At 54.8% G+C, this 13,693-nt stretch carries 12 protein-coding genes and 1 other annotated feature; of the genes, 9 read left to right on the forward strand and 3 right to left on the reverse strand.

Going from position 1 to position 13,693, the window contains the following annotated elements; all coding sequences use genetic code 11:
- The first annotated feature begins 4 nt into the window (after positions 1 to 4).
- A complete protein-coding gene (gene gntK, locus DQX05_RS18550) occupies positions 5 to 1,552 on the forward strand; it encodes a gluconokinase (RefSeq protein WP_119794992.1) in 1,548 nt (515 codons plus the stop codon).
- A gap of 410 nt (positions 1,553 to 1,962) precedes the next feature.
- Here gntK and DQX05_RS33235 read toward each other — a convergent pair whose 3' ends face one another.
- The 3 genes from DQX05_RS33235 to aspS form a co-directional block, all read right to left on the reverse strand.
- A complete protein-coding gene (locus DQX05_RS33235) occupies positions 1,963 to 2,151 on the reverse strand; it encodes an IS3 family transposase (RefSeq protein WP_119794993.1) in 189 nt (62 codons plus the stop codon).
- A 212-nt stretch (positions 2,152 to 2,363) separates the two neighbouring features.
- Complete coding sequence (locus DQX05_RS18560; protein ID WP_119794994.1) at positions 2,364 to 2,486, reverse strand: transposase; 123 nt, start codon at positions 2,484 to 2,486, stop codon at positions 2,364 to 2,366.
- A gap of 883 nt (positions 2,487 to 3,369) precedes the next feature.
- Entirely contained in the window at positions 3,370 to 4,683 is a 1,314-nt protein-coding gene (aspS, locus tag DQX05_RS18565) for an aspartate--tRNA(Asn) ligase (RefSeq protein ID WP_119794995.1), read from the reverse strand.
- Between the two features lie 119 nt (positions 4,684 to 4,802).
- Positions 4,803 to 5,023, reverse strand: a binding site (T-box leader).
- Between the two features lie 264 nt (positions 5,024 to 5,287).
- Between aspS and DQX05_RS18570 the strand changes: the two genes are divergently transcribed.
- The 8 genes from DQX05_RS18570 (at position 5,288) to mobB (ending at position 13,680) form a co-directional block, all read left to right on the forward strand.
- Positions 5,288 to 6,367: an alpha/beta fold hydrolase gene (locus tag DQX05_RS18570; protein ID WP_119794996.1), complete on the forward strand. Its 1,080-nt coding sequence runs from the start codon at positions 5,288 to 5,290 to the stop codon at positions 6,365 to 6,367.
- Positions 6,368 to 6,385: 18 nt separating this feature from the next.
- Entirely contained in the window at positions 6,386 to 6,712 is a 327-nt protein-coding gene (locus DQX05_RS18575; RefSeq protein ID WP_259392094.1) for a hypothetical protein, read from the forward strand.
- A 396-nt stretch (positions 6,713 to 7,108) separates the two neighbouring features.
- Positions 7,109 to 8,398, forward strand: a complete 1,290-nt coding sequence (locus DQX05_RS18580; RefSeq protein ID WP_119794997.1) for a sensor histidine kinase — start codon at positions 7,109 to 7,111, stop codon at positions 8,396 to 8,398.
- Between the two features lie 2 nt (positions 8,399 to 8,400).
- Complete coding sequence (locus DQX05_RS18585; protein ID WP_119794998.1) at positions 8,401 to 9,054, forward strand: response regulator; 654 nt, start codon at positions 8,401 to 8,403, stop codon at positions 9,052 to 9,054.
- On the forward strand, positions 9,047 to 10,051 hold the full coding sequence (locus DQX05_RS18590) for a GAF domain-containing protein (protein WP_119794999.1): 1,005 nt from the start codon (positions 9,047 to 9,049) through the stop codon (positions 10,049 to 10,051). Before DQX05_RS18585 ends, DQX05_RS18590 begins: the two co-directional genes overlap by 8 nt.
- A gap of 118 nt (positions 10,052 to 10,169) precedes the next feature.
- A complete protein-coding gene (locus tag DQX05_RS18595; RefSeq protein WP_119795000.1) occupies positions 10,170 to 11,666 on the forward strand; it encodes a nitrate/nitrite transporter in 1,497 nt (498 codons plus the stop codon).
- Between the two features lie 82 nt (positions 11,667 to 11,748).
- The gene (locus tag DQX05_RS18600; protein WP_119795001.1) at positions 11,749 to 13,011 is read left to right on the forward strand and encodes a molybdopterin molybdotransferase MoeA; all 1,263 of its coding nucleotides are present in this window, start codon (positions 11,749 to 11,751) and stop codon (positions 13,009 to 13,011) included.
- A gap of 33 nt (positions 13,012 to 13,044) precedes the next feature.
- On the forward strand, positions 13,045 to 13,680 hold the full coding sequence (mobB, locus tag DQX05_RS18605) for a molybdopterin-guanine dinucleotide biosynthesis protein B (RefSeq protein WP_119795002.1): 636 nt from the start codon (positions 13,045 to 13,047) through the stop codon (positions 13,678 to 13,680).
- The last annotated feature ends 13 nt before the right edge of the window (positions 13,681 to 13,693 follow it).

Here is a 13,693-nt window from a genome sequence, read left to right on the forward strand (position 1 = left end):
ACCTATGAGCAGGAAAAAGTACATGATCGGCATCGATATGGGGACGACGAGCACCAAGGCGGTCTTGTTCGAGGAGAACGGCCAAGCGGTCGCCAGAGGCAGTGAGGAATACCCCCTGTACACACCGAATTCGACGATCGCCAAGCAGGATCCGGAGCAAATCTTCCAGGCGGTCCTCCGTTCCGTTCGTCAGGCGATGTCGGAGAGCGGAGCCGAACCGGATGACATTCTGTTCCTCTCCTTCAGCTCGGCGATGCACAGCGTGATCGCTGTCGATGCCGAAGGCAGACCGCTTACGCCTTGCATTACCTGGGCGGATAACCGGAGCGGCGAATATGCAGCGCGGCTGAAGCGGGAACAGGTCGGACATGACTTGTACTTGCGCACGGGAACGCCGATTCATCCAATGTCTCCGCTTACGAAGCTAATGTGGATGCGGCATGAAGAGCAGGAGCTGTTCGGCAAGACGTATAAATTTATCTCCATCAAAGAGTATGTTGTCGCCAAGCTGTTCGGCGAATATGTGGTCGACTATTCGATTGCTTCGGCTACCGGCATGCTGAACTTGGAGAAGCTGGATTGGGATGAAGAGGCGCTCCAGCTTGCCGGCATCTCCCCGGCGAAGCTGTCGACCATCGTGCCGACAACCTACCAGTTGAAGAATATGAATGCGGCCTATGCGGATGCCATGGGAGTCGCCGCCTCAACGCCCGGGATCGTGGGAGCCAGCGACGGCGTTCTCTCCAATCTGGGGGTCAATGCGATTGAGCCGGGCGTCGTCGCAGCGACCATCGGCACGAGCGGCGCGATTCGCACGGTTGTCGATCATCCGGTAACCGACCCGAAGGGAAGAATTTTTTGTTACGCCTTGACGGACAAGCATTGGGTTATCGGAGGCCCAGTCAATAACGGCGGGATGCTGTTCCGCTGGGTACGGGATGAGCTGGCTGCTTCGGAGGTAGAGGCCGCGAAGCGGCTCGGCATCGATTCCTATGATCTGCTGACGACGATAGCAGAGCAAGTAAGGCCGGGGGCGGATGGCTTGCTCTTCCATCCGTATCTGACCGGGGAGCGGGCGCCGCTCTGGAATCCGAATGCGCGCGGCTCCTTCTTCGGCTTGACAATGCATCACCGGAAGGAGCATATGATCCGGGCCGTTCTCGAGGGCGTAATTTTCAATCTGTATACCGTGCTGCTGGCGATGGAAGAGCAGATGGGACGTCCGCGCAAAATCCATGCGACCGGCGGCTTCGCCCGCTCGGCCCTGTGGCGGCAGATGATGGCGGATATATTCGATCAGGAAGTCATTGTGCCGGAGAGCTTCGAGAGCTCTTGTCTCGGTGCTGTCGTGCTCGGCTTATATGCGACCGGAAGGGCTGATTCCTTGGGGGTGGTGTCCGGCATGGTCGGGTCCACGCACGAGCATCAGCCTAATCCGGAGAATGCTGCAATTTATCATGAATTGCTGCCGATATATATTTCCATCTTCCGTAAGCTGGAGGACGAGTACGAAGCGATCGCCCGGCTTCAGAGAAAATGGCTGGAGGCATAACCGTTGGCCCTCACAAGCAATGAAATGATTTGGTCCATACAGGCCCTGAATAACGGATAACCGTTGTTCAGGGTCTGTATGCGTCTGCGAAGGCGAAGTGGAGCGCATCTTCGGAGGGGGCTCAATAGGGGGAGCTTGTCTTATAACGAATCTCCCCTTGGGTCAGGGAATCTTGTACGGATTGCCTTATGGCTCACGTTCACTGCGAGTCACGAGGCCTAGTGCTTGGAGTCCCTTATAGCCAGTCTCCCCATGAGTCAGGCGCAGAGGAAAGTGGTAAGTTGTAGTCCTTTTATGCAGACTCCCATTGAACCAGGTTGAGTATATAGGTAGGGTCTAGCGCCCCTTTTAAGCATTATCCCTTCCGGTCAGGGCAGGGAAAAAAGACTGCGGAGTGGGATAAAATTTTTCTACGATATGTGTACTCCTTGATGCTTCAACGCGTTCCAGATCTTTGGGCTTCCGTATAACTGTCTGGAGTCCAGGAAAAGTCTACGAATTAATTTCTCAAGCTGCTTACGGCGTTTGCTGCGGTTGCTTTCTTTGCGTTTCGTCCATTCGTAATAACCGCTTTTGGAAACGCCGAATAGAGAGCACATCTTCGCGACACGGAACTGCAAGCGGTGTCTGTGGATGAATGGATAAATCAGTGCCGGTCCTTTGCGAAATAGTGCATGGCCTTTTTTAGAATTTCGTTCTCCTCTTCCAGATCGCGAATTCGCTTCTGAAGGTCACGGAGTTCTTTATCCTCCGGTTTAAGCTGTCCGCTACCGGGGAATGCCTGATTCCCACTGCTCTTGAATTCGGCGACCTAGCGGTACAACGTATTCTCATGCAACCCCATTTCCCGGGCTACCTGCGCCACCGTTTTCCCTTCTTCCTGGATGAGTCTTACGGTTTGAAATTTGAATTCCTTGTCGTACTTTTTAGTCATGTTGGACACCTCGAGTTTAATTCCTTTTATTGTGGCACTCTCGGTTTTCCGTGTCCAATGTAAAGACTAGCATCAAGCTCCCTTTGTCGCAGGTATAAAATGTGGTACCCAACCCACGGATAGAAGTGTGCCAGCCGACGACTAGCATTTTGCCTTCGCGCCGAGTATTTGAGCTTTTCGAAGTGGAGCTTGACAAGTCACGTTCATAGCTGGAAAGAGTTGAAGCACCAGAACGCCCTGATTTAATGGGAGTGGCGCAAAGAGCTAAAGCACGAGACTGCCCTGACTTGATGGGATAATGGCGTAAAGAGCTGAAACACCAGTCTGCCCTGACTCAATGGGATAATGGCGCAAAGAGCTGGAGAGAAAACGCCCTGATTTAATGGGATAATGGCGCAAAGAGCTGAGCGCCAGATCGCCCTGACTCAATGGGATAATGGTGCAAAGAGCTGAGCGCCAGATCGCCCTGATTCAATGGGAGAATAGTGCAAATAACTGAAGCGGGAGGTTCACCCTGAGAAGAGGGGGTTGTGGAGCGAGACGCGGATATGTGTGCAGGCGAAGCGATTTTTACTTAGGATGGAAAAAGATTGGAGCTGATTCAGCGATTTGGGCGTATTTACCAATGCGGATTTATCTGGAATAATTGATCTCGGGAGCTGCAACCGGAGGGGGAGATGATGACTGGGAAAAATGAAAACATTGGCCGACGGCCCAGACTGCGCGATTGCCACCCCCTTCCCTTGAGAGGGGGAGCGGCATGCGGTTCTGATGATGGAAGCCAGCCATCGCTTCGATACGCCCCTCGTTCCGAAGCCCCGCTGCGGCATAAGTGACAAAGGGCTCCCGCAGCGGAAACCCTTTGCCTTTGTTCCTTTCTGTCTTATGGCGTCAGCCGGTTGCGATCCCGCGGGAAAGCGGAAGCTTCCCGCACATTGCCGAGGCCGAGCAGACGTGAGGTCAGCCGCTCCAGCCCGATGGCGAAGCCGCCATGCGGCGGCATGCCGTACCGGAACAGCTCCAGATAGCTGTCGAAATGCTCCGGGTTCAGGCCCCGGCTCCGGATCGAGGCGATGAGCTGATCCAGCTCATGAATCCGCTGGCCGCCGGTCGTAATCTCCAGTCCGCCCATCAGCAGGTCGAAGGATGCCGTCAGTTCCGGTTCATCCGCGGCCGGCATCGCGTACAGAGGGCGAATCTCCCGCGGGTAGCGGGTCAGGAAGACGAAGCCCGGCTGGTTATTCTCCGCGACGTATTGGCAGAGGAGGCGTTCCCCTTCCGGATCGAGATCGCCATTGGGCGAGAGCTTGCCGTATTTCCGTTCCAAAATGCGATGGGCTTCGGCAACGGCCATGCGCGGAATGTCCGCCGTCAGCGCAAGTGGTTCGACTTCGAGCAGGTTGAACTCATCTTCGCATTGACGCGCGACGGTATCGAACATATGCTTCAGCAGCTCCTGCTCCAGGTTCATCAGTTCTTCCTCGGACCGAATAAATCCAACTTCGGCATCCAGCAAAATATACTCGTTCAAGTGACGGGACGTATTATGCTCCTCGGCCCGGTAGACCGGCCCTATCTCGAACACGCGCTCAAACCCGGCGCCCACCATCATCTGCTTGTAGAACTGGGGAGATTGGGCGAGATAGGCGGTATGCTCGAAGTAATTGATCGGGAATAGATTGGACCCGCCCTCCGTGCCGGAGGCTACGATTTTGGGCGTAAAAATCTGGGTAAAGCCGTCCCGGGTCAAGTATTCCCGGAAGGCGCCCGCAAGCGCGGATTGAATCGTAAAAATCGAATGAGCCTTTCTATGCCGCAGGGACAGGACGCGATGGTCCAGCATCGTCTCCAGTCTAACCTTCAAATGCTTCTTGTTCAGATCGAACGGAAGGGGGGACGCGGCCCGATTCAGCACTTCCACCCGATCGGCATGAATTTCGATGCCGTTCGCCGCCTGCGCTGCCGGGACGGCCCGGCCATGGACCGTAACGACCGATTCCAGCGTCAACGACAGGTCAAGCCATTCTCCCTCCAGCACACATTGAACGATACCGCTGCGGTCGCGGACATCCATGAAGGCTACCTTACCCAGATGACGCAGGCCGTGCACCCATCCTTGGATGGTGACTTGCCGTCCTTCGCAACGGGATACCGTGGAGCAAAGCACACGGACTTCGGATTCCTTGTTAATAGACATGATAACATCCTCCTAATTCGATTGTTCCGTGAGTTGACGATATTGTTGTTGTCATCATCATCGTCGCCGTCGTCCATGTGATCACCCCCTTTCCCGAAATGCAAAAAAACCCCGTCCCGAAAAGGGACGAGGTCTGAATCACGCGGTACCACCCTAATTATCGCACATGGCGATCACTCATCCCCTGTAACGGCGGGAGACCGTCCGCTCCTACTGGCATCAGCGTTCAGGCGGCGCTCTCTGGTGTCGTTCACGTAATGGCAGCCGCCATCCTTCCAGCCAAGGGATAGCTCTCTGTTGGCTCCAGCTTCACGCTACTGCTCCAGATCATCGCTTTGAATTTGTCATCCATCTTATTACAATGCCGCAGGCGTTGTCAACGGTTTGTTTGCGGACAGATGGCGGTTGGATACAGCACGGGGAGAAGCGCAGCAGCACCGCCCGATAACAGCTTTGGAAGGGATAGCTATCCAGTCCAGCGTCTAAAGTTGGCAGGCAAATATTTCCGCGAAGCAAGAGGAATTCATCTGCCCGTCTGAATTAAGTCTTGAAGAAGACAGACGCAGCTTCGATTTGATGTCGGGTTAGCAAAAAGGAGGCGCATATGTGGATTGGATGGATAGTAATAGGCGGAGTGGCGGCGTTGATTGCTGGCTTGGCGGGATATGTTATATGGAAGAAAAAGAGGAGCTCAAAGCGGATCCGAATTTCTTCGGCGGGCAAAGACATTGATTGCAGGGAGTTCGTGACGATTGGCGGCATCCCGCAATATTTGCATCACCGCGGCGAGAGCACGGACAATCCGGTCTTGCTGTTCCTGCATGGCGGCCCGGGATCGCCGATGCTCCCCTTCGCTCAGGATTTCCAACTGCCGTGGGAGAAGCGGGTTACCGTCGTCCACTGGGATCAGAGGAACAGCGGGAAAACGTACCTCCGCAACGATCCGGATCAGGTTACGCCGACAACGACCGTGGAGCAAATGGTTCAGGATACTCGTGAAGTCGTGGAGCATCTGCAAAAAAAGTACGGCCAAGCGAAAATTATCATTATGGGCCACTCCTGGGGCTCAGTGTTGGCCAGCCTGTTCGTCCAAGCCTATCCCGAGATGGTGAAGGCCTATATCGGTGTCGGCCAGGTGGTCAATATGCTGGACAATGAACGCATCGGCTTCGACAAGGCACTGGAAGCGGCGCAAGCGGCCGGCAACCGCAAGGATACCGAAGCGCTTCTTCGCATGGAAGCATATCCGCTCCCGGAATTCACGGAGGAATGGTATAAGGCCATGTTGAAGCTGCGCAAGTACCAAGGTAAATATAAGCTTGCCGCAGGCCCCTCGTTCGAACTGGTTGCTAGCGCCCTATGTTCCCCGTTTTATTCGTTCCGGGATACAAGCATTTTTTTCAAAGCCAAGTCGATGGGAGAAGGACAGTATTACATATGGAAGTACTTGGTTGAATCCTTTGATCTGCCCGCTCTGGGAGCGGCCTATCAAGTTCCCGTCTTTTATATCCATGGAGAACGGGATTGGCAGACCCCCTATACGCTGGCGCGGGATTACTTCTCCACGATAGAGGCCCCGCTCAAACAATTTTATTCCATTCCGGATGCAGGGCATGTCACGATGCTAGATCAGAAGACGAGATTTACCGAGGCCTTGATGGATATATTGGAGCAAGTTCAGTAGAAATGAGAAGAAGCGGATATGACATCGAAGCGAAAGGTGGATATGGGCATGAGCAAGGAATGGCCGTTCGCAGATGAACGGCATACGGCTGTGTTGACTACATTGAGAGTGCTCGCCAGGAGGCATCCGGTCGTGTATGTTACTCATGACGCAGAGGACGGTATGTGGCAGTTCCATGATGGAGAAGCGGTCTCTGTAGAAGAAGGGCGCATCGTTTCGCTGCAAGAAATGATGCGGCTCGACCCCTCGGTTGCGGAACTGGCCGATCTGCCTCTTGGCTGGGTCGCCTGGCGGAACTCCGCTGCGGATGAATGGCATCGGCAAAAAAGCATGCTTGAACGGTGAGCTATCTTTTTAGATAGAATGGACATGGCATCGATCAAAGGACAGAAAACGTGGAAGACTAGTTTCAAGACGAGATGAAGGGGCAGGTTGCAGCGGCAGGCCATCCGTTGTTTCATTGTGGTTCAGCGATCAACGGGAATTCCGACGAGGGAGGAGCACTGACGTCGAGCAGTGACGGCGGCTTCTCTGCTTGCTGCGGCCGCCCAGATGAACAGACGAACCCCGTACACACCGTACCGGGTCGATTCGGCGTGCACAAGCCGCTTTGAGAATACGCCGTCCGTTACTGTGAGCATCAGCGTTTCAGCAGCATGCCATTACATTTATTTTGATACCATGACTCATTCGTGATAGACTTTCGTATGTATATTTTCATTTTTATTAGGGGGAACAACGATGTTCATGTTCCGAAAGACAGCGGGGTTTGTCAGATTTATGGTATGGAACGGAATGTTAACGATCGGTACGACCTTCATCATCGTGCTCGTCATTCGGGCAACGCTGGGCGGATTGAATAGTGAATGGCATCACTATATTCCGACATTTCTGTTCGTACTGATTATTACGACCTTGTTCTTCTTTCTTATTTACAGTCAAGGGCGCAGACTCCGTTCGGAGCAGGAACAGCTCGCCAACATGTTCAAGCATACGACGGACGGTGTCATGGTGCTTGACAGCGAGATGAACATCATCCGCATGAATCAGGCTGCACAGACAATATTGAAGCTGGATGAACAATCAGCGTTATCCAACTTCTGCGGCATGTGCTCGAATTATCCGGGATTGAACAAGCTATGTTCGTATCAGGATTGCTTCACTCATGATACGATATCACAGCCGACGGAGCTGCAGCTTGTCACTCCGGATGGCGAACCGAAATCCGTTAACGCCAGCGTATCTCATTATATCGATCCGGTTCATGGCCAGTTAAGTATATTGCGCATGCAAGAAGTAGAAGCGACGCGGCTGGATGAGCAGCATCAGATTGCGAAGATGATTACCCATTCAATCTTGTCGGCGCAGGAAAATGAACGCAAGCGGATCTCGCGTGAGCTGCACGATGGCATCGGCCAATCCCTCTACAGTATTCTCATTCACACGGAAATGGTCAAGCAGCAGCTGGAAGACGAGATGACGGGTACAGACGAGGCGGAGAGCGGGAATATGAATACGATTGACGACCAGATGGACACATTGCAGGATGCGATACGCCATACGATCGAGGATATACGCGACTTGTCCGCTGAATTGCGTCCTGCGGCTTTGGATGATATCGGACTCGTCGCGGCGCTCCGCATTTATTTTCGCGCGTATGGTCAAAAATTCGGCATTCAGGTTCACTTCAAGGTGAACGGGGACAGCAGCCGCATGCCGGCCACGCAAGAGACCGCCTTTTATCGGATTGTACAGGAGGCGTTAACCAATGCGGCAAAATACTCACATTCGGACGTAGTGGATGTGCAGTTGAAGCTCGCGCCTGCAGAAGCGTGGCTGTCGATTCGCGATTATGGGATCGGCTTCGAGATCACACCCGAGCTTCGCAAGGGGGTAGGGTTGTACAGTATGGAAGAAAGGGTCAACATCTTGGGCGGCGCGTTCAACATACAGTCTGCTCCGGGAGCGGGAACGTCCATTCACGTGTGGGTGCCGCTTGACGGCGCTCGTTCAGATGCTAAGGAGGAATAATTGTGGACATTAACGTATTGATTGTCGACGATCACGCGGTCGTGCGGAGCGGACTCCGCGCGGTGCTGGATGCGAAGCCGGGCATTACGGTGGTCGGGGAAGCAGCCGATGGCATGTCTTGCATCAAGCTATCGCTTGAGATGAAGCCGGATATCGTCTTGATGGATCTGAGCATGCCTAACGGCCGCGACGGATTATTTACAACGAGCGAGCTCCTGCAATCATTGCCCGAGGTGAAGGTTATTATTTTGACGATGCATGATGACGAGCAATACTTATTCCGCGCGCTGAAGGCAGGGGCTTCCGGGTACATTTTGAAATCCGCCCCCGTCTCAGAGCTTGTCAAAGCAATCGAACAGGTCCATCAAGGTCTCGTATACTTGCATCCGGCCGCGACCAAAAAAGTGATTGAAGGATATCTTCAAGGCCAAGCAGGCGAAGTGAAGGATACCTTCGATTCATTGACAGAGCGTGAGAAGGAAATACTTACTCTGGTAGCCCAAGGCTATACGAACAAGGAAGCTGCCAATCTGCTCTCGATTAGCGTGAAGACCGTGGAAAACCATAAGGCGAATATGATGGATAAGCTGCAATTGAATAACCGCCGTGAGCTGATGAAATTCGCGTACAGAAGGGGGCTGCTGGACTTTGAGTAACGAACCCTCCTGCCAACCGACGCTGCAGCAGCAAGTGCAGCGGGAATTGGAAGCGCTGAAGCGGGACATGGGACTTGACTTCGCAGCAGTCGCATTGGCGGACGGCAATTATCGCGACATCTATTGGCGCTTCGCGCTCGGAGCGAACTCGGATCGGTACAAGATGATCACGGTTCGAATGGGCAGAGGGATGGCCGGGAAGGTGCTGCAGGGGAAGCGTCCTCATGTTGTCACCGCATTTCCCGAGGAAGTGCAGGACGAGGTGCTTGAGTATCCGATCTTCCTCGTGGAATCTTTGCGCTCTGGTGTTGGCGTATCGGTCGATTCGGTAGCGGATGTTCGCCGCAAGGCATACGGCGTGCTGCTCGTGGGCCAACGAAGCCTCAGAGAGTTCAGTGCAGATGACATTGAACGGGTACAGTCCTGTGCCAGGACGCTCGGGCGGTTCTATGACGAGGAGGACGAGCTGGGCTTATGTTGCGGCAGGATGGATCCGTCTGCATCGGAGAATCCGTCTCCCATGCGAGTAGAGGCGAATGGAGAGCAGCTGAGCGAGCAGCCTCACACGATAGCAGAGCCGGGCGCTCATGATCAAGAGCAGGAACCTGCCAATCAGGCGGCCGGTCCCATCCTCCGATTGCTTAAGGCCGCAAGGTCGGCCGGCGTAGCCTGCGAACTGCTTGATCAGCGCGTCACGAGTTTGTCCCGGGAACGGCAGGAACAATTCGCGACGATCCTTGAAGTGCTTGTCAATACGTGCATTTCCTCGCCACCGGTCAGTGCGCAATTGGTTATCGGGCAAGATGAGACGGGAAATACTTGCGTCGAATTCAACAGTTTTCTTCTTCATACTTTGTCGGAAGAGCTGTTCCTGCCGGTCATGGAGCAAATTCGGTCGTTGAAATGCGATTTTGAAATCGTCACGAAAAAGTCAACACAGTCTGTTCGCTTCGTCGTTCCGACACGATTGCTGTTGGATGAGATGCATTGGAATTGAATCACCTGGTTCAGATGGGGAATCTCCTTCGGTCAAATGAGGGAATTCCCCACTTTTTTTTGCCCTCGTCTCCCACAATAATGGATCGTGATGGATTGAAGAACGGGGAGGTATGTGGATGAAGGCATCCAAATCAATCTTGTCATTGCAAACGCTAAGCCTGCTATCCGGTTTTGCGGTGTGGGGCATCTTGTCTTCACTAATCGCATTCATTAAGGAGGATATGATGCTGTCACCCGGACAGGTTTCGATGGTGACAGCGGTTCCGGTCGTATTGGGTTCTCTGCTGCGAATCCCTTATGGGTATTGGACGAACCGGTATGGCGCGCGCAACATGTTTTTCGCCAGTTTTGTTGTTTTGCTGCTGCCTGTATTTTATATCAGCGCAGCGTCGAGCTTCGCGGATCTGTTGATCGGCGGTCTATTTCTGGGAATCGCAGGCGCAACCTTTTCTATCGGCGTCACGTCGCTTCCGAAATATTACGAGCGGGAGAAACACGGCTTCGTCAATGGAATTTACGGGCTAGGCAACCTTGGATCGGCGTTGAGCACCTTTTTCGCGCCGTTGCTGGCGACCCAATTCGGCTGGCGGACGACGGTGCAGTTCTATTTGCTGCTGCTCGCCGTATTCGCGCTGGCCAACTTTTTGATCGGAGATCGGAGGGAACAGAAGTTAGAGGCTCCCCTGATGGAGCAGATCAAAGGAATCTACCGCAACGAAAAGCTGTGGCTCCTTTGTTTCTTTTATTTTATTACGTTTGGTGCTTTTGTCGCTTTTACGGTGTTTCTGCCGAATCATCTCGTCAGCCATTTCGGCATCGACAAGGTGGATGCGGGCCTGCGCACGGCGGGGTTCGTCACGCTGGCGACGTTCATGCGGCCAGTCGGCGGCTGGTTAGCGGATAAGGTGAATCCGTTCAAGCTGCTCGTCATCGTTTTTGCAGGGTTGACTGTCGGGGGGATCGTCCTCGCCTTTTCTCCGTCCATCATCCTGTATACGATAGGTTGTCTATTAATAGGTTTATGTGCTGGCCTAGGGAATGGAGCCATTTTCAAGTTAGTCCCGCTATACTTCTCGAAGCAATCCGGGATTGCGAATGGGCTGATCTCGGCGCTGGGGGGACTTGGCGGATTTTTCCCGCCGCTGATGCTGGCGATGCTGCTCTCCATCACCGGGCATTACGCCATCGGCTTCATGGCTCTGTCGATGGTAGCTCTATGCAGTCTCCTGCTCGTGCTCTACCTGTATTGGCAGGACAAGGTGAAGCTGGCGGAGCAGATTATGGACAACGCCTCACAGGCGGTGCTTGTTACGAACAAGAAGGGCTTTATCGTAGCGGTGAATCAGGCATTCACGGCGGTGACCGGGTACACGCCGGAGATGGCGGTCGGTCAGAAATCCGGATTTCTGAAGTCCGGACGCCATGCTCAGGCCTTCTACGCATCGATGTGGAACCAGTTGAAGGAGAAGGACAGTTGGGTTGGCGAAATCTGGAATAAGAAGCGCAACGGCGACATCTATCTGGAGCATCTCACGATTAATGCGGTGAAGGATGATCTTGGGGAGACAAGCTACTATGTCGGGGTATTCCAGGAGATCGGGCCGGATGCATGACAGCGGCCGAGTAGGACTAGTATAGAGAATAGGATGGAAAATGGGGATGTACTGAACTTACAAAAAAAGGGTGATAAAGACGATGAGCGGAAGGAAGGAGCAGCATACCTTCATGCGTCAGGCGATCTCAGTGGAAGAGGCGACAAGCCATGTGCTGGAGGCTGTGCGGCTTATGCCTACTGAAGTAGTGCCGCTTGCGGAATGCTATGGGCGTTTTTTGGCGGCGAATCTCGTCGCGCCGCAGCCAGTGCCGCATTTCCGGCGTTCGGGCATGGACGGGTATGCGCTGGCTGCCGCGGATACCGGCAAGGCCAGCATCCAGGCGCCGATAACCCTGAATGTCGTGGACAATATTCCGGCAGGAGCGGTTCCGCAGCGGGCGCTGCGCGCAGGAGAATGTGCCCGGATTATGACGGGGGCGGCCGTTCCGGATGGAGCGGATGCGGTCATCCCTTATGAGAAGACCGCCGAAGGCGGAACAAATACAGAGGGCTTCATTACATGCTTCGTGAAAGCTCCGGCCGCGCCGGGGGACAATGTATCGCCCATCGGCATGGAGATGGAGACAGGCGAGACGGTGCTGCGCGCCGGCACGCGAATCGGGCAAGGGGAGATGGCGTTGCTGGCCATGTTCGGGGCGGCTGCAGTGCAGGTGCATTGCCGGCCGCGGGTCGCTATTATCGCGACTGGCGCAGAGCTGCTGGAAGTCCATGACTCGCTGCGGCCGGGCCGAATTCGGAACAGCAACGGATCGATGATCGCGGCAGCCGTGACGGAGTTCGGGGGCATTCCGTACCCGTTGGAACAGGTCGCGGATGATGTGGAACTGGCAGGTCAGGCGATCATGAACGCGTTGGCGGCCTATGATGCCGTCGTGACGACCGGCGGCGTGTCGGTCGGCGATCACGATATTGTGTATGATATCACCCGATCGTGGGACGGCGATCTAAAGTTCAACAAAGTAATGATGCGCCCGGGCAGCCCGACGACGTTCGGCGTCCAGCAGGGAACGCCGCTATTCGCCCTGTCCGGCAATCCGGCAGCTTGCTATGTCGGCTGCCGCCTCTTTCTTCGTCCGGCGCTGCGCGGGATGATGGGCGCGGAACGCGCCGCGGAGCCGCGCATGAAGGCGGTACTGGCGGCCGACTATGTGAAGTCGGATCGCTTCACCCGCTTCGTGCGCGGCGTGCTGACCAGCCGGGAAGGCAGGCTGGAGGCCGCGCCGGTCGGCCGCGATATGTCAAGCATCACCGTATCGCTGCGAGATGCGAATTGCTTAATTTGTCTGCCCGGAGCGCCGCACGGGTACAAGGCGGGATCGCTGGTGGAAGTCATCGTATTGTAGAGGAGCCGGATTCATGGAAGGAGGAAGGCAGGCATGGGATTTCCAGACGGCAAAGGCGCTGACCGCGGGATAGCCGCCGCGGAGCAAGGCCTTCTGCGGGAGGGCCCTCAATGGCTCTCCCCGCAAGCGGCTGTTGTGCAAATCGTAGGATATAAGAACAGCGGCAAGACGACGTTGGCCTGCAAGCTGATCGCCGCACTGACGGCAGAGGGGTACATGGTCGGAACGGCGAAGCGCGATGCTCATCAATTCACGCTCGATGACGCAGGCACGGACAGTGCGCGCCATCTGGAGCATGGAGCGGTCGAGACCGTGCTCACATCCGGGAAGGCGACCCGATGGATGCGGCAAGCGCCGACATCGCTGTCTGACATTGCCGAATGTATGAGCGGCCGCGTCGATATCGTCATTGCTGAAGGATTCAAGCGGGAGCCTTTTCCGAAGATAGCGCTCGTCCGTGACCCCGGGCAGATGGCCGATCTCCTCCAGGAGACGACAAATGTGCGTCTATGGATCAGTTGGTTCTCCCCTGAAGCCGCCATGAACGGGGAGCCCGACGGCTCTCCTCCTCCTCTGCTCTCGATCTGCGATGATGAAGTGGTGCTGGACAGTGCGCTATCCATCTGCAGATCGCTCTGCTCCCGAAAGATGTCCGCTCCCGCACGATGAAGTGAATCGCTTG

The sequence above is a fragment of the Paenibacillus thiaminolyticus genome (assembly GCF_003591545.1).
Lineage (GTDB): Bacteria > Bacillota > Bacilli > Paenibacillales > Paenibacillaceae > Paenibacillus_B > Paenibacillus_B thiaminolyticus_A.

What these genes read in the sequence shown, in the direction of transcription:
- gntK (WP_119794992.1), top strand. Translation starts at nt 5, where the DNA reads ATGAGCAGGAAAAAGTACATGATCGGCATCGATATGGGGACGACGAGC.
- DQX05_RS33235 (WP_119794993.1), bottom strand. Translation starts at nt 2,151, where the DNA reads ATGTGCTCTCTATTCGGCGTTTCCAAAAGCGGTTATTACGAATGGACG.
- DQX05_RS18560 (WP_119794994.1), bottom strand. Translation starts at nt 2,486, where the DNA reads ATGACTAAAAAGTACGACAAGGAATTCAAATTTCAAACCGTAAGACTC.
- aspS (WP_119794995.1), bottom strand. Translation starts at nt 4,683, where the DNA reads ATGTCTATTAACAAGGAATCCGAAGTCCGTGTGCTTTGCTCCACGGTA.
- DQX05_RS18570 (WP_119794996.1), top strand. Translation starts at nt 5,288, where the DNA reads ATGTGGATTGGATGGATAGTAATAGGCGGAGTGGCGGCGTTGATTGCT.
- DQX05_RS18575 (WP_259392094.1), top strand. Translation starts at nt 6,386, where the DNA reads ATGACATCGAAGCGAAAGGTGGATATGGGCATGAGCAAGGAATGGCCG.
- DQX05_RS18580 (WP_119794997.1), top strand. Translation starts at nt 7,109, where the DNA reads ATGTTCATGTTCCGAAAGACAGCGGGGTTTGTCAGATTTATGGTATGG.
- DQX05_RS18595 (WP_119795000.1), top strand. Translation starts at nt 10,170, where the DNA reads ATGAAGGCATCCAAATCAATCTTGTCATTGCAAACGCTAAGCCTGCTA.
- DQX05_RS18600 (WP_119795001.1), top strand. Translation starts at nt 11,749, where the DNA reads ATGAGCGGAAGGAAGGAGCAGCATACCTTCATGCGTCAGGCGATCTCA.
- mobB (WP_119795002.1), top strand. Translation starts at nt 13,045, where the DNA reads ATGGGATTTCCAGACGGCAAAGGCGCTGACCGCGGGATAGCCGCCGCG.